The 17,484-nt window shown below is 72.4% G+C and carries 12 protein-coding genes and 1 pseudogene; 4 read left to right on the top strand and 9 right to left on the bottom strand.

The window, feature by feature from the left end; all coding sequences use genetic code 11:
* Positions 1-241: 241 nt before the first annotated feature.
* Both AB8Z36_RS08615 and AB8Z36_RS08620 read right to left on the bottom strand, forming a co-directional pair.
* Positions 242-1,264 (bottom strand): DNA polymerase Y family protein, encoded by a 1,023-nt coding sequence (locus AB8Z36_RS08615; protein WP_369212621.1) that lies wholly within the window; start codon positions 1,262-1,264, stop codon positions 242-244.
* Between the two features lie 14 nt (positions 1,265-1,278).
* Positions 1,279-4,734, bottom strand: a complete 3,456-nt coding sequence (locus tag AB8Z36_RS08620; RefSeq protein WP_369212610.1) for a DNA polymerase III subunit alpha — start codon at positions 4,732-4,734, stop codon at positions 1,279-1,281.
* Between the two features lie 175 nt (positions 4,735-4,909).
* Here AB8Z36_RS08620 and AB8Z36_RS08625 point away from each other — a divergent pair, with 175 nt between their 5' ends.
* Entirely contained in the window at positions 4,910-5,974 is a 1,065-nt protein-coding gene (locus AB8Z36_RS08625; protein WP_369212611.1) for a DUF3533 domain-containing protein, read from the top strand.
* Between the two features lie 96 nt (positions 5,975-6,070).
* Here the strand turns inward: AB8Z36_RS08625 and AB8Z36_RS08630 are convergent, their stop codons facing one another.
* The 5 genes and pseudogenes from AB8Z36_RS08630 to AB8Z36_RS08650 all read right to left on the bottom strand — a co-directional run bounded on the left by AB8Z36_RS08630 (position 6,071) and on the right by AB8Z36_RS08650 (position 11,073).
* Positions 6,071-7,150 (bottom strand): S1 family peptidase, encoded by a 1,080-nt coding sequence (locus tag AB8Z36_RS08630; RefSeq protein ID WP_369212612.1) that lies wholly within the window; start codon positions 7,148-7,150, stop codon positions 6,071-6,073.
* Positions 7,151-7,431: 281 nt separating this feature from the next.
* Positions 7,432-8,280, bottom strand: a complete 849-nt coding sequence (locus AB8Z36_RS08635) for a slipin family protein (RefSeq protein WP_369212613.1) — start codon at positions 8,278-8,280, stop codon at positions 7,432-7,434.
* A 160-nt stretch (positions 8,281-8,440) separates the two neighbouring features.
* On the bottom strand, positions 8,441-9,337 hold the full coding sequence (locus AB8Z36_RS08640) for a S1 family peptidase (RefSeq protein ID WP_369212614.1): 897 nt from the start codon (positions 9,335-9,337) through the stop codon (positions 8,441-8,443).
* Between the two features lie 133 nt (positions 9,338-9,470).
* Positions 9,471-9,686 carry a hypothetical protein gene (locus tag AB8Z36_RS08645; RefSeq protein WP_369212615.1) on the bottom strand — a complete coding sequence of 72 codons (216 nt, stop codon included), beginning with the start codon at positions 9,684-9,686 and terminating at the stop codon, positions 9,471-9,473.
* Positions 9,687-9,799: 113 nt separating this feature from the next.
* A pseudogene (locus tag AB8Z36_RS08650) lies at positions 9,800-11,073 on the bottom strand (DUF5685 family protein).
* 359 nt (positions 11,074-11,432) lie between these two features.
* Here AB8Z36_RS08650 and AB8Z36_RS08655 point away from each other — a divergent pair.
* A complete protein-coding gene (locus tag AB8Z36_RS08655) occupies positions 11,433-11,882 on the top strand; it encodes a cell division protein SepF (protein ID WP_369212616.1) in 450 nt (149 codons plus the stop codon).
* A 46-nt stretch (positions 11,883-11,928) separates the two neighbouring features.
* Here AB8Z36_RS08655 and AB8Z36_RS08660 read toward each other — a convergent pair whose 3' ends face one another.
* Together AB8Z36_RS08660 and AB8Z36_RS08665 are read right to left on the bottom strand one after the other, a co-directional pair.
* The gene (locus AB8Z36_RS08660; RefSeq protein WP_369212617.1) at positions 11,929-13,125 is read right to left on the bottom strand and encodes an acyl-CoA dehydrogenase family protein; all 1,197 of its coding nucleotides are present in this window, start codon (positions 13,123-13,125) and stop codon (positions 11,929-11,931) included.
* 129 nt (positions 13,126-13,254) lie between these two features.
* A complete protein-coding gene (locus AB8Z36_RS08665; RefSeq protein WP_369212618.1) occupies positions 13,255-14,916 on the bottom strand; it encodes an MFS transporter in 1,662 nt (553 codons plus the stop codon).
* 241 nt (positions 14,917-15,157) lie between these two features.
* Between AB8Z36_RS08665 and AB8Z36_RS08670 the strand changes: the two genes are divergently transcribed.
* Together AB8Z36_RS08670 and AB8Z36_RS08675 are read left to right on the top strand one after the other, a co-directional pair.
* A complete protein-coding gene (locus tag AB8Z36_RS08670) occupies positions 15,158-16,306 on the top strand; it encodes a mannosyltransferase family protein (RefSeq protein WP_369212619.1) in 1,149 nt (382 codons plus the stop codon).
* A gap of 249 nt (positions 16,307-16,555) precedes the next feature.
* A partial coding sequence (locus AB8Z36_RS08675) for a phosphatase PAP2 family protein (protein ID WP_369212620.1) occupies positions 16,556-17,484 on the top strand: 929 nt, incomplete at its 3' end.

Here is a 17,484-nt window from a genome sequence, read left to right on the forward strand (position 1 = left end):
RYRSKGCSSYGGAGACGCGCGCAGCGCGCGTCTCCAGGGCAGCATCGTGGGGACTCCTTGCGGCTCAAGGGCGTGCGCCTCGACGCGTGCGGCTTGAGGCGCGACTCAGGGAGGTGCGATGGCTGTGCCCTGCGACCCGGATCGACAGGATGCCGTGCTCACGTCAAATTACGCGCCAGTAGGTGAAGAGTGAAGCGGCGTGACAGGAGAACTTTCCAGTGACCACTGGCAGGGTCCGGGCTCACGCCGCCAGCGTCCCCGGCACGATCGCGCCAGGACCGAACTTCGCCCGCGCCCGGTCGGCGACCTCCTCGATGCGGCGGGCCTTCTCGTCCGTCGGGTCGAACGACAGCTGGTGGGTGGCGTGTTCGGCGGGCGTGAGGCCCTCGGCGCGCAGGGCCAGGGCGCGCACCCTGGCCCGCTGGAGACCGAGCGCCTCGTACATGCGGTACGCGGTCATGGTCAGCGCGGTGGAGTGGGCGGTCGGCTCGGGAAGGGTTCTGCTCCGGGTGGTCGTGGAGCGGTCCGCGTACCGCACGGTGAGGGTCAGCGTGCGGCACACCTGGTCCTCGCCGCGCATCCGCACCCCCAGCTCCTCGGCGCCGGAGAGCAGGGCGCGGCGGTGCCGGAAGGGGTCCAGCTCATCGCGGGGGAAGGGGCGTTCCACGGAGAGCGAGCGCGCGGCGGCGTTCGGCACGACCCGGCCCCGGTCGATGCCCCGCGCCTTCTCGCGCAGCTCGCGGCCCGCGCGGGCGCCGACGAGCCGCTGGAGGGTGGACAGGGGTGCGGCGCCGACCTTCCCGAGGGAGTCGAGGCCGTACTCGCAGAGGGTGCGGGCGGTGGCACGGCCGATGCCGGGCAGCTCGCCGACCGGCCGGTCGGCGAGGAACTCCCGGACCCCGTCGGGGCCTTCGGGCACCGCACGGGTCACGCCGGGCGCGGCGCCCCGCGCGGCCATCCGGGCCAGCATCGGCCCGGGTCCCACGCCGATCGCGCACTCCACCCCGTACAGCGCGAGTGCCCGTACGCGGATCAGCGCGGCCAGTTCGACGGCGCCGCGCCCGAAGTAGCGCCGCGCGCCGCGCAGGTCCACGAGCGCGGCGTCCGGCGGCAGCGCCTCCACCCGCGGGGTGAACTCGCCGAGCAGGGCGAGCAGCGGGGGCAGCGCGGCCTCGTACACGGGCGCCAGCAGGAACCGCACGTACAGCGTGCCGCCGCCCTCGGACCACCCGCTCGCCTCGCCCGTCCCGCTCACCTCGCTCATCCCCTTCGCCTCGTTCATCCCGCGCTCCCCGGACTCTGGTGCCACAACTTCCTGCTGCTGCCCGCGGGGCCCTCGCCCGGCGGGCGGAGGTCGGCCCAGGGGTTCATCCGGAACCCCGTGGGCATCTCGATGCGCCGCGTGGTGGGCCCCGGCCGGTCCCCCTGTCCTGGGCCCGCCCCGGGCTCGGACTCCGGCTCCGCTTCGGCCAGGCGCCGCGCCACCGCTTCCAGGCCGCCCTCCTTGCGCAGTTCGACCAGCTCGGCCAGGTTCCAGGCCGCCGCGCCCACCACGCTGAAGCTGCGCGGGCCGCGGCGCTGCACCACGCCGCGGATCAGCAGCAGCCAGGAGTGGAAGACGGTGTGCGCGCACCGTTCGTGCGCGTCCTCGAAGAAGGCCAGGTCGACCAGGCCCGTGCCGTCGTCCAGGGTGGTGAAGATGACGCGCTTGCCGGAACGGAGCGGCGGGGTCTGCGTGGCGGCCTTGGCGCCCGCGACAAGCACGGTCGACCCGTTCTCGGCCTCGCGCAGGCGCCGGGCGCTGAGCACGCCCAGCTCCGCGAGGAAGTCGCCGTGGTCGCCCATGAGGTGGCGCGAGGAGTCCATGCCGAGGACGCCGAGTTCGGCGCTGAGCCGCTCCGCGTCGTCGAGGTCGGGCAGCCCGGCGGGCGCCGTGCCGCGCCCGCCCGCCAGCGGGAGCTGTCCCCCGGCGGCACCCCGGGTGCCGCGCCGCAGCTCGGTCAGGTGCAGTTGCAGGTCCCGGCGGTTGGCGCCGAACGCGTCGAGCGCGCCGACCTGGGCGAGCCGGTGGGCGACCGGCTTGGAGGGCCTGGCCCGCTCCCAGAAGTCGACGAGCGAGGCGTAGGGCTGCCCCTCCGCGATCCGTTCGGCCTCGGCCTCGCTGATGCCGTGCACGTCCGAGAGGGCGAGCCGGAGCCCCCACATACGCCGGGGCTCGGACACCAGTTCGATACGGTGAGCGACCGCCGACCGGTTCACGTCGAGCGGCAGGATCGGCACCCCGCGCCGCCGCGCGTCGGCGAGCAGCAGCCGTTTCGGGTACATCCCGGGGTCGTGCGTGAGCAACCCGGCGTAGAAGGCGGCCGGGTGATGGGCCTTCAGCCACGCCGACTGATAGGTGGGCACGGCGAAGGCCACGGCGTGCGCCTTGCAGAAACCGTAGGAGCCGAAGGCCTCGACGATGCCCCAGGTGCGTTCGATCGTCTCGGCGTCGTACCCCTTGGCCGCCGCGTGCTGCGCGTACCAGATCTTGATCCGGCCCTGCGACTCCGGGTCGGAGAGCCCGCGCCGCACCCGGTCGGCCTCGCCGCGCCCGCAGCCGGTCATGATGTCGACGATCCGGATGATCTGCTCGTGGAAGACGACGACGCCGTATGTCTCCTTCAGGGGTTCCGTCAGGTCGGGGTGCGGACAGCGGGCGGGCGAACGGCCGTGCCTGGCCTCGATGAAGGGCCGCACCATGTCGGCCGCGACCGGCCCCGGGCGGAACAGGGAGATGTCCACCACGAGGTCGTGGAAGGTCGAGGGCTGGAGCCGTCCGACCAGGTCGCGCTGGCCGGGCGACTCGATCTGGAAGCAGCCGAGCGTCTCGGTGGACTGGATGAGCCGGTACGTCGCCGGGTCGCCCGGCGCCACCTGGCGCGGGTCGTCGAGGTCGACGGAGACCCCCGTGGCGCGCTCGACCTCCGCGACCGCGTGCGCCATCGCCGACTGCATCCGCACACCGAGCACGTCCAGCTTGAGCAGGCCGAGGTCCTCGACGTCCTCCTTGTCGAACTGCGACATGGGCAGGCCCTCGCCGCTGGTGGGCACGGTGGGGGTGCGCGCGAGCAGCGTGGCGTCGGAGAGCAGCACCCCGCACGGGTGCATGGCGACGCCGCGCGGCAGCCCGTCGAGGGACTCCACCAGGTCCCAGAAGCGCTCGTTGCCGCCGAGCTCCGCCGCCAGTTCCCGCAGCTCGGGCAGTTCCGCCAGGGCGGTGCGGGCGTCGCGGGCGCGGATGTGCGGGAAGGCCTTGGCGATCCGGTCGATGTCGGCCGGGTCCATGGACAGGGCGGCGCCCACGTCGCGTACGGCGTGCCGCACCCGGTAGGTCTCGGGCATGGCGACCGTCGCGACCCGGTCGGTGCCGAAGCGGTCGATGATCGCGCGGTAGACCTCGATGCGGCGGGCCGACTCGACGTCGATGTCGATGTCCGGCAGGACCGGGCGCCGCGTGGACAGGAACCGCTCCATGAGCAGCCCGTGCTCGACGGGGTCGGCGTGCGCGATGCCAATGAGGTGGTTGACGAGGGACCCGGCGCCCGAACCGCGCGCCGCGACCCGGATGCCGAGGGCGCGCACGTCGTCGACGACCTGGGCCACGGTGAGGAAGTAGGAGGCGAAGCCATGGTGGGCGATGACGTCCAGCTCCTCGTGCATGCGCTCCCAGTAGTCGCGCCGCGACGCGTAGCCGCGCAGCAGCATGCCCGCGGCGGCGCGCGAGGCGAGGACGCGCTGCGCGGTGCGGCGCCCGGCGCCGACCAGGCGCGGTTCGGGGAAGTGCACGGAGCCGATGCCGATGTCGTCCTCGGGGTCGACCACGCACTCGGCGGCGGTCGCCCGGGTCTGTTCGAGCAGCCGGTGGGCGGTGTCGCGGCGGAACCCGGCGGCCTCGACGATCCGCTCGGCGGCGTCCAGCATGGCGTCGGCGTCCTTCAGCCACCGCTGCCCGCTGTCGAGCTCCTTGGTCGGGTCGACGGGGACGAGGCGGCGCGCGGCGTCGAGGACATCGGCGACGGGCCCCTGACCGGGGTCGGCGTAGCGCACGGCGTTGCTCAGGACCGGCCGCACGCCCTGCTCGGCGGCGAAGCCGACGGTGCGCGCGGCGAGGCGGAGCGACCCCGGACCCGTGCCTTCGCGGCCGTGCCAGACGGACTCCAGGCGCAGCGCGTCGCCGTACCGCTCACGCCAGGGCGCGAGGAGCCGGGCGGCGCGGTCGGGGCGGCCCGCGGCGAGCGCGCGCCCCACGTCGGACGCGGGGCCGAGCAGCACGGTCAGGCCCTCGCCGCGGTTCTCCTCCCACGGCAGGACGGGCTGTCCCCCGGGGGCGCGGTGGGCCTCGGTGACCAGACGGCAGAGCGCGGCCCAGCCGGTGGCGCCGTCGCGGGCGAGGAAGGTCACGCGCGGGGTCGACTCGTCGATGAAGGCGCCGCCGCGCACCGGGGTCCGCCGCCGCTCGCTCCTGGCGGGCGCGGGCTCCGCCACCGCGAGCTCGGCCCCGAACAGCGGCCGGACCCCGGCCTTCGCACAGGCCTTGGCGAACCGGACGGCGCCCGCGACGCTGTCCCTGTCGGTGAGCGCGAGGGCGTCCATGCCCCGCTCGGCGGCGCGCTCGGCGAGCCGCTCGGGGTGCGAGGCGCCGTAGCGCAGGGAGAACCCGGAGACGGTGTGCAGATGCGTGAACCCGGGCACACGCACCTCCTGTAACCCTGAACTGAACCGATCCCTTATCCCCCGCCTCCACCATAGACCAGATTTCGAACGCGTGTACGACGCACGTTCGGGCCCCCTCTCGGGGCGCCGCCCGTATCCTCCGTTCGGCCCATCCCGCCTGCGGAGACGACCGGGTGCCCGGAGCGTTGAGGGCATGAGGTTCGCCGATGAGTTCAAGAGCGCCGTCACACCGCGAGCAGCCCTGCTCGTCATCGGCGTACTCGCCCTCCAGCTCCTGTTCATCGCCTCCTACGTGGGGGCGCTGCACGACCCCAAGCCCAAGGACGTCGCCTTCGGCGTGGTCGCCCCCGGGCAGGCGGCCGAGCAGACCGCCGACAAGCTGCGGAAACTGCCCGGCGAACCGCTCGACCCGCGCCGGGTCAAGGACGAGGCCACGGCCCGGCACAAGATCATGGAGCGTGAGATCGACGGCGCCCTGATCGTCGACCCGCGCGGCACCACCGACACCCTCCTGGTCGCCTCCGGCGGAGGCACCGCGCTCTCCAGGGCCCTGACCACGCTCGCCACCGAGGTCGACGCGGAGCAGAAGCGCACGGTGAAGACCGTCGACGTGGCCCCGGCGTCGAAGCACGACTTCAACGGGCTCTCGTCCTTCTACCTGGTCGTCGGCTGGTGCGTCGGCGGCTATCTCTGCGCGTCGATCCTGGCGATCAGCGCGGGCTCCCGGGCCGCCAACGTGCCGCGCGCGGTGATCAGGCTCGGCACCATGGCGCTCTACTCGATCGCCGGCGGGCTCGGCGGCGCGGTCATCGTCGGACCGATCCTCGGCGCCCTGCCCGGCAGCATCATGGGCCTCTGGGGCCTCGGCGCTCTGGTGATCTTCGGGGTGGGCGCCATCACGCTCGCCCTCCAGGCCCTCACCGGCATCATGGGCATCGGCCTGGCCGTCCTCCTCATCGTCATCGGGGGCAACCCGAGCGCGGGCGGCGCCTTCCCGCTGCCGATGCTGCCGCCCTTCTGGAAGGCGATCGGCCCCTGGCTGCCGCCCGGCGCGGGCACCTGGGCCGCCCGCTCCATCGCGTACTTCGAGGGCAACGCGATCACCTGGCCGCTGCTCGTCCTCGCGGGCTGGGCGGTCGTGGGCACCGCCGTCACCCTCGCCCTGTCCACCCGCCGCACCACACGGTCCGGCTCGATCGACCTCAGCGGCACGGGATACGGCAGGGACGGCTCGGGCTACGGCAGGACCATCGCGTAGCCCGTACGCCGAAGCCCACGGACACGAAGGAGCGCCGGCCCGCGACAGCGGACCGGCGCTCCCTCACTCGCGCGAGGCGACGGACGTCGCCCTGCCTCAGCCGATCTCCGCCCCGTAGGCGCTCAGCGCCTCCGGCACCGGCTGGAAGAACGTCTCGCCGCCGGAGGAGCAGTCACCGCTGCCGCCCGAGGTGAGACCCAGCGCGGTGTCACCGGCGAAGAGCGCGCCGCCGCTGTCACCGGGCTCGGCGCAGACCGTGGTCTGGATCAGACCGTGGACCTGGCCCTCCTGGTAGTTCACCGTGGCGTCGAGCGCGGTGACCTCACCGTCGTGGACCTGGGTGGTGCTGCCGCTGCGCGTCACCTTCTGGCCCACCGTGGCGTCCCCGGCCTTGCTGATCGCCTGGGTGCCGCCGTAGAGGTTCACCTCGCTGGGGTGCGGGGTGTCGGCCGTGTACTTCACGATCGCGTAGTCGTTGTCGGGGAAGCTCGACTCCTCCGTGGTGCCGATCTCACCGCCGCCCTGCGAGTCGGACCAGCTCTTCACCGCGTTGCCGCAGTGACCGGCCGTCAGGAAGTACGGCTCGCCGCCCTTGACGACGTTGAAGCCGAGCGAGCAGCGCGAGCCGCTCCCCCAGATCGCGTCGCCACCGGCGATGAAGGGCTTGTACTCGCCCTTGCTGTGCCTCAGCTCGGCCTTGCCGCCGAGCTTCTTCACGATCGCGCCGACCTTGTCGAGCGCGGCACCCTTGACCGTGCGGTCCGCCGTGACGACCACCTTGTTGGTCGCCGGGTCCGTCGCCCACGAGGTGCCGGGCACGGCCGCCTTGTCGTCGAGCGTCGCGCGGGCGCTCTTCAGTTCGGCCAGGGAGTTCTCGACGATTCTCGCCTTGCCGCCCGCCGACTCGACGGCCTTGGCCGCCTCGTCGTCCAGCACGTTCACGACCAGGCTCTTCGCCTTGGCGTCGTAGTACGTGCCCGCGGCGTCCGCGCCGAGGTCCTTGGTGAGGGCCGAGGCCAGCTTTCCGGCCTTCGCGACCGAGAGGACGTCCGGGGTGGGGGCCGCCGGAGTCTCGCTGGCGTTCGCGGTCTGGAAGGTGACTCCCGCGGCGACCAGCGCGGCGATGCCCGCGCCTGCCACGGCTACGCGCCGCTTGGGTATGCGTCGGTGCTTCAAAACTCACGACCTCCTGTGGGGGGATCGGCCCGTCCGGTTGTGGGGACCTGACGGACCGCAGGGCATGCGCGGCACGGAACCGCCACGCTGAAAAAGCCGCGTCCATGCCAACTTGGCCTCGCCCACTATCCCGACGCTTTCCGGTCGCACACAAGGTCTACTTCAGGACGCGCACTCCATTGCCGCTGTGCGCCCCCGCACCCCTGAACGCCCCCGGTCCCACCACGTCGGTCACCTTCGCGAACACCGCGCGCTGAGCAGTGGCCAGCAGACGGTGAGGACTAGTCCTGTCCGGTTCTCGTCCCTTCCGAGCGGCCCGGATCACCGGCTTCCGCACGTCCCGTTCCGGAATCCGGCGGCTGCGGAAGGCCCTGCTGGGCCCGTTCGAGAAAACGGAGCAGCTCCACCGGGAAGGGCAGTACGAGGGTGGAGTTCTTCTCCGCGGCGACGGCCACCACGGTCTGGAGCAGCCGCAGTTGCAGCGCGGCCGGTTCCTCCGACATCTCGTGCGCGGCCTCGGCGAGCTTCTTGGACGCCTGGAGTTCGGCGTCGGCGTTGATGACGCGGGCCCGCCGCTCGCGGTCGGCCTCCGCCTGGCGGGCCATGGAGCGCTTCATGGTCTCGGGCAGGGAGACGTCCTTGATCTCCACCCGGTCGATCTGCACGCCCCAGCCCACGGCCGGGCTGTCGATCATCAGCTCAAGGCCCTGGTTGAGCTTCTCGCGGTTGGAGAGCAGATCGTCGAGATCGCTCTTGCCGATGATCGACCGGAGCGAGGTCTGGGCCATCTGCGAGACGGCGAAGCGGTAGTCCTCCACCTGCACGACCGCCTCGGCGGCGTCGATCACCTTGAAGTAGATGACCGCGTCGACGCGGACCGTGACGTTGTCGCGCGTGATGCCGTCCTGCGCGGGGACCGGCATCGTCACGATCTGCATGTTGACCTTGCGGAGCCGGTCGACGAACGGCACGATCATGGTGAACCCCGGTCCGCGCACCGCGCGCTGGAGCTTTCCGAGCCGCAGGACCACGCCCCGCTCGTACTGCTTGACGACGCGCGCCGCCGCCAGGACATAGACCGCTCCGGCAGCCCCGACGGCCACCCCCGCCGCCACCAGCTCCTCGACCATGCCGGCCCCCCAGGGTCCGAATTGGGCGTGTTGGGCGTGCTCTTCGAAGGTAGCTCGCCCCCCGGGCAAGAGCGAGCCCCCGTCCGGAAAGCCGGGCGGGGGCTCGTCCTGCGCCTGCTGCTGTCTCACGTGCGGTACGGGGCCCTCGGGGCCGTTCGGATCAGTAGACGCTCACGTTGTACGCGCGCAGCGCCTCGGTGACCGGCTGGAAGAAGGTCGTTCCGCCGGAGGAGCAGTTGCCGCTGCCGCCGGAGGTCAGACCGAGCGCCGTCGAACCGGCGTACAGCGGGCCGCCGCTGTCGCCGGGCTCGGCGCAGACCGTGGTCTTGATCATGCCGTAGACCACGTCGCCGCCGCCGTAGTTGACGGTCTGGTTGAGCGCGGTGACCCGGCCGGTGTGCGTGCCGGTGGTGGACCCGCGGCGGGTGACGTTCTGGCCCACCGTGGCGTCGGCGGCGCGCGTGATGTCCTGGCTGCCCACGGTGCCGGACTTGGTCACCGAGTTGTTGGTGTACTTGACGATGCCGTAGTCGTTCGTCGGGAAGCTGGACCCCGACGTCGTGCCGAGCACGGTCGTCTTCGCCGAGTTGGACCACCAGGTGCCCGCGCCGTCGGTGCAGTGCCCGGCGGTCAGGAAGTAGTAGGTGCTGCCGTTGCGGACGTTGAAGCCGAGCGAACAGCGCCAACTGCTCGCGTAGATGGCGTCGCCGCCGGAGATGTACTTCTGGAACGTGCCCGGCGTCCGCTCGATCTTCAGGGCGCCCGCGTTCGCGCCCGCCGCCGCCCTGAGCTCGGCGATCTCCGCCTTGGAGACGGTGCTGTCGGCGGTGACGACGACCTGCTTGGTCTTCGGGTCCACGCCCCAGGCGGTGCCCGCGACGTCGGCGCCGAGCACGGCGTCGCTCGCCTGCTCCAGCTGCGAGGCGCTGAAGGTGGCCGTGCCGTCGTGGGCGCTGGCGGCGGGTACCGCGAGCGCTCCCGCGGCGACGAGTCCGGTGGCGACGGCGAGCAGACGGGTGTGTCTCGCGGGGCCTGAGGTGGTGCGCTTGATCCTCACGTTCGTTCCTCCCGAGGGAAGTCAGTGGGTCCGTGTGGGTTGGGGACCCGTGAGGCGCAGCCGAAGAGCAAGTCCGGCTTCCGTTTACGCCATGCTCCTGGCAAGCGCTGCTCGGGAGTATTGGGGGGTGCTGTCAGGCCGCACAAGGGCGGCTTTCGGCCGTCGCCCGGGGTGGCGGCAGCGACCGGTAGCAGTCGACGGCCCAGCGCGAGCCGTCCCCCACCACGCTCACCGGGAGCGTGTGTTCGCCACCGCCGAGCCAGCAGCCCGGCTCGCCACCGAGGCGGACCTCGCCGGTCAGCGGCTCTCCGCCGGGACTCGGCCCGCCCCCGGGGAGGGCGCTCGGCACGCCCACACCCCACCCCGGGAATGTCCGGAATTGAACCATCCGCAAAACAGGCGAGCCAGTAGGCACCCCCTGAGGGAGAGCGGCCGTAGGGCGCGGGCCATCGGCCCCGGGCTCTACAGACCGCAGTCGCAGCAGCTGCAGCACTCGCAGCAGCCACAGCAGCCGCTGTCGCATCCGCAGTCGCAGTTGTTGCAGCAGCCCTCGCGCTTCTTGCGGGACCACGGACCCTCGTACTCGTCGGCGCAGCACATCTTGCAGGTGCAGCAGAGCCCGATCGCCACCGCGCACCCCGCCCAGAAGCCCCGCTTGCCCGGCTTGCCCGGCTGGGACGGCCCCGGATCGAAGCCGTGACCGCCACCGCCGAAACCGCCGGGTCCGCCGGGTCCGCCGGGACCGCCCGGACCGCCCGGACCGCCGGGCACGTCGCCGCCGTACGGGTTGCCGCCTCCGTACGGATTGCCACCGCCGTACGGGTCGCCGCCCCCGTACGGGTTCCCGCCCCCGTACGGATTCTGCTGTCCATAGGGCCCTCCGGTCTGCGGAGGGCCGAAGGAGCCCTGTCCCCGGTGGTCGGGCTGATGGGCCGTCACCTGATGGGTGTGGCCGCACGACCCCGTGCCGAAGGCGCGGTCGACCGAGCGGCGCAGCTCGTGCGCGAGGAGGACGTGGACCAGCTTTCCGTCGGTGAACGCGGCGTCGCGCAGCGCGAGGCGGATGCCGTGCAGCGCGTCGTCGGCGAGGCGTCGCGCCTCCGCGAGGGACGTACCGGTCGCGGCGAGCGGGTTCCACGCACCCGACGCGGCGTCGGCCTCCCTGTCCTCCACGGCGTCGAGCAGATGCGCGAGACGCCCGAAGAGCCGTCCGGCCTCGGCGAGCGGCGCCACGTTGCCGGGCCGTCCGGCCAGCACCGCGGTGTGAGCGAAGGCCGCCGCGGTGGCCGTCTCGGTCGGTTCGGTGACCGTGAGGAGCGAGGTGCCGGGCCCCGCCAAGGCCTCGATGCCGGACTGCCGTTCGACGGCAGCCAGCAGGACCCCCGTGTCGAACCCCACGTCGGCCCCGGTCGGCTCCTGGCCACGCGTCGGGCGGCGACGGCCACCGGGCGGCGGGCGAGCAGCCCGTCCCCGTCGACGACATGGTCGCGGACCTTCGCCGACGCGAGCACCAGCGACACGGCGGCGGCCAGGCGCGCCCCCTCGCCGCGCGCCACGGACGCCGTCCGCATCCCGCGCAGCGGGCAGGGCCCCGCGGTGCGCCGCCCGCCGTCGGAGCGCTCGGTCTGAGCCTCCGTCAGGACCGAGATGATCAGGCCGTCGTAGTTGGTGACCACCCGTGCGAACTGCCCGTGGTCGCCGCGGAGCGCGAGGCAGAGCCCGCACAGATGGGCCATCCACTGCGCCTTGAGTCCGTCACCGAGGCGGTGCGCGCAGGGCCTGACGATTCCGAACAAGACGACTCCCCCGAGTGGCCCGAGCTGATAAACCGATGATCTCGGGGCATCGTAACGAGGGGGCCGTTCACCCGGACGCCCCGGCCGTCACCCGTACGCCGGGAGAAATCATATTTCACTCACTGTCAGCAGCCGTACACAGCAGGACCCTTGAAGTACCACGTGCGTCGGCGTGTTGACTCTGCACCAGTACCGTCACGAAAACCCCGCGCGGCGACTATCCACTTGGCGCAGCATCCGCATCATGGACGACGATAGGAACGCGGAAAGCAGGGAAACCGCTGCGAGAGGAGGCGTCCATGGGATCGGTGCGCAAGGCGAGTGCCTGGCTTGGCCTCGTTGACGACAACAACGACGAGCGTTACTACGACGACGGCTACGAAGACGACCGGGCCGAGGGGCCCGACCAGCCGGAGGCCTGGGTCACCGACCCGCGCGTGCGGGTGGCGAACGAGAAGGCCCAGGAGCAGGAGCGCCGCATCGGGACGGTGACCCCGAACAGCTTCAGGGACGCCCGCGGCATCGGCGAGCTGTTCCGTGACGGTGTCCCGGTCATCATGAATCTCACGTCCATGGACCCCACGGACGCCAAGCGCGTGGTCGACTTCGCGGCGGGCCTCACCTATGGCCTGCGCGGTTCGATCGAGCGCGTGGCGACGCGGGTCTTCCTGCTGACCCCCGCCGACACGAACATCGTCAACGGCGAGGCGTCGGGTCGCCCGTCGGACGGATTCTTCAACCAGAGCTAGCGGGCGAGGCGGCTCACCGAACCCGTCCGGAGCACCGGGAGGCCGGTCACCGGAAGGCGTCAAGGCCGGTGAGCGCCTTGCCCAGAACGAGCTGATGCATCTCGACGGTGCCCTCGTAGGTGAGCACCGATTCGAGGTTCGTCGCGTGCCGCATGACGGGGTATTCGAGGGAGATCCCGTTGGCGCCCAGGATGGTCCTGGACGTGCGGCAGATCTCGATCGCCTCCCGTACGTTGTTGAGCTTGCCGAAGCTGACCTGCTCGGGACGGAGCCTGCCCGCGTCGAGGCGCCGTCCGAGGTGGTGGGCAAGCAGGATGCCCTTGTGCAGCTCGACCGCCATGTCGGCGAGCTTGGCCTGGGTGAGCTGGAAGCCGCCGATGGGCCGGCCGAACTGCTCGCGGGTCTTCGCGTACTCCACGGCCGCCTCGAAGGACGAGCGCGCCGCGCCCATCGCGCCCCAGACGATGCCGTAGCGGGCGTGCGAGAGACAGCTCAGCGGACCCTTCAGGCCCACCCCCTCGGGCAGGACCGCGTCGGCGGGCAGCCGTACGTCGTCCATGACCAGCTCGCTGGTGACGCTGGCCCGCAGCGACCACTTGTGCTTGATCTCGGGCGCCGAGAAGCCGGGGCTGTCGGTGGGCACGACGAAGCCCCTGATGCCCTCGTCGGTCTGGGCCCAGACGACGGCGACACCGGCCACCGAGCCGTTGGTGATCCACATCTTGCGCCCGCTGAGCACCCAGTCGGTGCCGTCCTTCTTGGCGTGCGTACGCATGGAGGCGGGGTCGGAGCCGTGGTCGGGCTCGGTCAGGCCGAAGCAGCCGATGATCTCGCCCGCGGCCATCCCCGGCAGCCACCGCCGCTTCTGCTCCTCGGAGCCGAAGCGGTGGATGGCGTACATGGCGAGGGAGCCCTGCACGGAGACGAGGGAGCGGATGCCGGAGTCGGCGGCCTCCAGCTCCAGGCAGGCGAGCCCGTACTGCACGGAGGTCGCGCCCGCGCACCCGTAGCCCTTCAGGGACATGCCGAGCGCCCCGATGGAGCCGAGTTCCCCGGCGAGCTCCCGGATGCCGGGCAGCTCACCCTTCTCGTACCAGTCGGCGATGTGCGGCAGGACCCGGTCGGCCGCCCAGGAGCGGACGGTGTCGCGGATCGCGAGGTCCTCCGGGTCGAGCAGGTCGTCGATGCCCAGCGGATCGGCGGGGTCGAAGGGCGGCAGCGGGGTGCGGGCACTTGCGGACATGCGAACCTCCGGCAACACAAAACTAGCACTGGTAGTTAGCTACGACTCGCGCCGACGTTACGACGCAGTCTCCCCCACGTCCAGAGCGTCCCGCGCCGCTCCTGACCAGCCCGGCGGGAGCGGCGGAACTCACCGCGCGGAGGATTCGGCCCCGACCCGCGAGGGTTCCCGCGGCGCGGGCACACCCGCCTCGGGTCCGGCCTCGGGCCCCGCCTCATGCCCCGCCCCGGAGGAAGCGGCGGAGGAACAGTCCATGCCGCGCGGCAGGCGCAACGCCGCGAGCGCCCCGACCAGCAGAAGACCCGCGCTGACGAGCAACGTCACATGCAGCCCGTGCACGAAGGCGTCCCGCGCGGCCGAGCGCAGAGCATCGCCCGGCGCTCCGCCGAGCCGCGCGGCCACCTCGTACGCCTCACCGAGCGAGTGCCCGGCGGCGGCACTGTCCGCCGCGGGCACCCCCCGTACCGAGGAGAGCCCCGGCGCGTACGCCGCGTTCATGACGCTGCCGAGCAGCGCGATCCCGATGCCCGCGCCGAGCTGGTAGGACGTCTCGCCGATCGCCGCCGCCCCGCCCGCCTGGGAGGGCGGCGCCTCGCTGAGCATCGACTCGTACGCACCGAAGAGCGTGGTCTCCAGGCCGAGGCCGAGCAGCACGAAGCCGATGAGCAGCAGCACGTCGTTGGCGGTGCCGCCCATGCCGGTGAGGACGAGCACGGCGAGCGCGGTGAGGCAGAAGCCGGAGCAGACCATGGCGCGCGGCCCGAAGCGGTGCAGCATCCTCGATCCGGCGAGGCCCGCGGCCATCGCGGCGAGGGTGAGCGGCAGCAGCCGCAGGCCGGTCTCCAGCGGGGAGAGGCCGAGCACGAGCTGGAGGTACTGCGCGGCGATCAGTTCGAGACCGACCAGGGCGAGCATGGCGAGCACGATGCAGCCGACCGAGGTGCTGAACGCGGGCCGCGCGAACATCGACAGATCGACCAGCGGATGCTTCCGCCGCCGCTGCCTGCGCACGAACCCGGCGAGCAGCGCCACCCCCACGGCCAGCGCGGCCAGGGTCGTCACGCCGAGCGGTGACTCCCCGCCGCCGAGGCGCTTCACGCCGAGGACGACGCCGAAGAGCCCGCCCGCGGCCATCAGCGCGCCGACCACGTCCCAGGGCCCGTCGCCGCTCCCGGTCGACTCGGGCAGCAGCCAGCGGCCGACGGGCAGGCTGACCAGCATCAGCGGAATGTTGATGAGGAAGACCGAGCCCCACCAGAAGTGTTCGAGGAGGAACCCGCCGAGCAGCGGCCCGACGGCCGCGCCGACCGCGGCCACCGCGCTCCAGATGCCGATGGCGACGGCGCGCTCGCGCCGGTCGGGGAAGACCTGGCGCAGGATCGACAGCGTCGCGGGCATGATCATCGCACCGCCGACCCCGAGCAGCGCCCGTGCCGCGATCAGGACCTGCGCGTTGTCCGCGAACCCGGCGACGGCCGAGGCGACACCGAAGAGGGCGTATCCGAGGAGCAGCACGCGTCTGCGGCCGACGCGGTCGCCGAGCGTGCCGAAGAGGATGAGGAGCGAGGCGCAGACCAGCGGGTAGATGTCGACGATCCACAGCAGCTCGATCGCGCCGGGCCGCAGGTCCTCGGTGACCGCGGGCACGGCGACGTGCAGCACGGTGGCGTCGACGGCGACGAGCAGCAGGCTGACGCAGAGGACGACGAGCACGACCCAGCGATTGGCCCCGGCACGGGCCCCGGATCCCCGACGGCCCTGCGGTCCCGCGGCCGTGGTCGTCCCGGACATGTGCGTACCTCCCAGTGGTCCCTCGCATCGGCGGCCTGCGGGATGGGGAATCCCTGCTCCTGCGGCACGGACGGCGGCGCGGACAAGGCGAGTGAGCCGCCAGCGTACGCGAGTTCACGCCAGGGGCGCGTGGCGGACCTCTCACGGTTGCGCGGATGCCGTGTGGCGTGCACCACGCGTCCACATCGGGACATGCCCCCTGGCGGGCGCCGCACTCCTCCCCCGGCCGATAATCGACCCCGTGACCGACCTTGATCAACACTCCGCGCCGCCCTCGGGGGGCCACCTCCTGCGCCGGGCCGGGCCCGCGCTCCTCGGGTACGCGGCGGTGCGCGCGCTCGGCCTAGCGGTGCTCGCGGTGTGGGGCGCGGCGGCCGGAAAGAGCCCGCACACGCTGCTGACCGCCCGCTGGGACTCGCTCTGGTACACCCGGGTCGCCGCGCACGGCTACGGCTGGGAGGTGCGCCTGCCGGACGGCAGCGTCCACTCCAACCTGGCGTTCTTCCCGCTCCTGCCCTGGCTGGAGCGGCTCGTCTCGGCGGTGAGCCCGCTCGGTCACGCCGATGCCGGGCTCGTGGTGAGCTGGCTCGCCTCGCTCTGCGCCGCCGCCGGGATCTTCGCGGTCGCCGACCATGTGTACGGGCGGCGGGCCGGGATCTGCGCCGCCGTGCTGTGGGCGGTGCTGCCGGTCGGGATCGTGCAGTCGATGGCGTACAGCGAGTCCCTGTTCACGGCGCTGGCCGCCTGGTCGCTGTACGCGCTGCTCACGGGGGGCTGGGTGACGGCGGGCGTGCTCGCCTCCCTCGCGGGTCTGACCCGTCCGGTGGGCGCGGCGGTGGTCGCCGCGATCTGGGTGACGGCCGCCGTCCAGGTGTACCGGGAGCGGCGGGCCGCCCCGCGCATGCTCCTCGGCGTGCTCCTCGCGCCGCTGGGCGCCGCGGGCTATGTGCTCTGGGTGGGCCACCGCACCGGCGGCGGGCTCCTCGGCTACCTCGACGTCCAGGCGGGCTGGGGCAACGGCTTCGACTTCGGCTACGCCTTCGCGCGCTTCGTCGGGGAGAAGTTCACCTCGGCGCCCGGGGCGCTCGCGGGCACCGGTCTGATCATCGGTGTGGCGCTGGTGGTCTGGCTGTACGTGACCGGCGTACGGCAGCGCCAGCCGCTGCCGCTGCTCCTCTATACCGGCGTCGTCGTGGCGCTCGCGCTCTGCGCGGCCGGCTACTTCGGCTCGAAGCCGCGGCTGCTCCTCCCCGCCTTCCCGCTGCTCCTGCCGCTCGCGGTGGCGCTGGCGCGGCTGCGTACCGCGAGGTCGGCGCTGATCCTCGGGGGCGTGGCGGCGGCGAGCGCGGTCTATGGGGCGTTCTGGCTGCACGGCTCGGGCCCGCCGTGATCAGGTCATGATCGTTAAGCGCGGCCACCGGCGGCCGTTCGGGAAATTCTCCGCCAGCCCCCGGTGAACGAATTCATAAGGGACATAAAACGGCGTCGAAAACGATCAACGAATTGGGTAAGTACGTGAGGAGTGAATAAGGAATCCCGGGGAATAAGTCCCGCCCTGAGAGCAATCCCACATCACATCGTCATCACAAAGCCACTGAATCGGCCTAGTGCCAGACTCACTCGCTGTAACGTCGATTGGGTGCGTACCGAACGAAACCTCACCCGTCTTGACCGGGTCTTCGCCCGGCTGGACCGTGAGCCGGAACGGCCGGCCCACCTCGATCAGCCGAGGATGAGCCGGCACAGGGTCGTGCTCTTCGGCGCGACCCTGGCGTTCTACCTGGCCATCGTCGTCGCCGTGCTCGCCACCACGTGGCTGGTGCGGTTCGACTGGCAGGTCATGTTCTTCCGGCCCTACCAGCAGTGGCCGGAGATCCACGCCTTCCTCGACTACTGGGTCGTCCTCGGCCAGCGCGGCCCCACCGCCGTCATGGTCGCGGCCTGGCTCGGCTGGCGCTCCTGGCGGCAGCACACGCTGCGCCCGCTGCTCATGTTCGGCGCCGCCCTGCTCCTGCTCAACGTCACCGTCGGCGCCGCCAAGATCGGCATGGGCCGCCTCGGCCCGCACTACGCCACCGTCATCGGCTCGAACGAGATGTGGCAGGACGGCGATATATTCCCTTCGGGCCACACCGCCAACGCCGTCGTGACCTGGGGAATCCTGGCCTATCTGGCCTCCACTCCGCGCACCCGCCGCTATCTGTCGGCGCTGTCCGCCGTGGTCTCCCTGAGCGTCGGACTGACCACCGTCTACCTCGGTACGCACTGGCTGAGCGACGTCTTCCTCGGCTGGGCCGCGGGTCTGCTGATCCTGCTCGCGCTGCCCTGGTTCGAGCCGCTGATCACCCGCGTGGAGGCCGTCATCTTCCGCGTCCGCGAGACCTGGCGCGGCCGTCGCACCGGTGCCGCGGCACCGGTGCCCGAGCCCGCGCCCGCCCCGGTGGGCGTGCCCGCGATCGTGCAGCAGCGGCCCGCCGCCGACGGCGAGACGCCCGCGCGCGAGCCGGTCGGCGCCGCCCGCGCCACCGCGCGGCCCCCGGCCTACCTCGCCCCGGGACCGCACACGGC

This window comes from Streptomyces flavofungini, from assembly GCF_041028215.1.
Taxonomy (GTDB): domain Bacteria; phylum Actinomycetota; class Actinomycetes; order Streptomycetales; family Streptomycetaceae; genus Streptomyces; species Streptomyces flavofungini_B.

Bases quoted from the DNA above. Each gene is read 5' to 3' on its own strand.
- AB8Z36_RS08615 (WP_369212621.1), bottom strand. From the start codon at position 1,264: ATGAGCGAGGTGAGCGGGACGGGCGAGGCGAGCGGGTGGTCCGAGGGC.
- AB8Z36_RS08625 (WP_369212611.1), top strand. From the start codon at position 4,910: ATGAGGTTCGCCGATGAGTTCAAGAGCGCCGTCACACCGCGAGCAGCC.
- AB8Z36_RS08635 (WP_369212613.1), bottom strand. From the start codon at position 8,280: ATGGTCGAGGAGCTGGTGGCGGCGGGGGTGGCCGTCGGGGCTGCCGGA.
- AB8Z36_RS08655 (WP_369212616.1), top strand. From the start codon at position 11,433: ATGGGATCGGTGCGCAAGGCGAGTGCCTGGCTTGGCCTCGTTGACGAC.
- AB8Z36_RS08660 (WP_369212617.1), bottom strand. From the start codon at position 13,125: ATGTCCGCAAGTGCCCGCACCCCGCTGCCGCCCTTCGACCCCGCCGAT.
- AB8Z36_RS08665 (WP_369212618.1), bottom strand. From the start codon at position 14,916: ATGTCCGGGACGACCACGGCCGCGGGACCGCAGGGCCGTCGGGGATCC.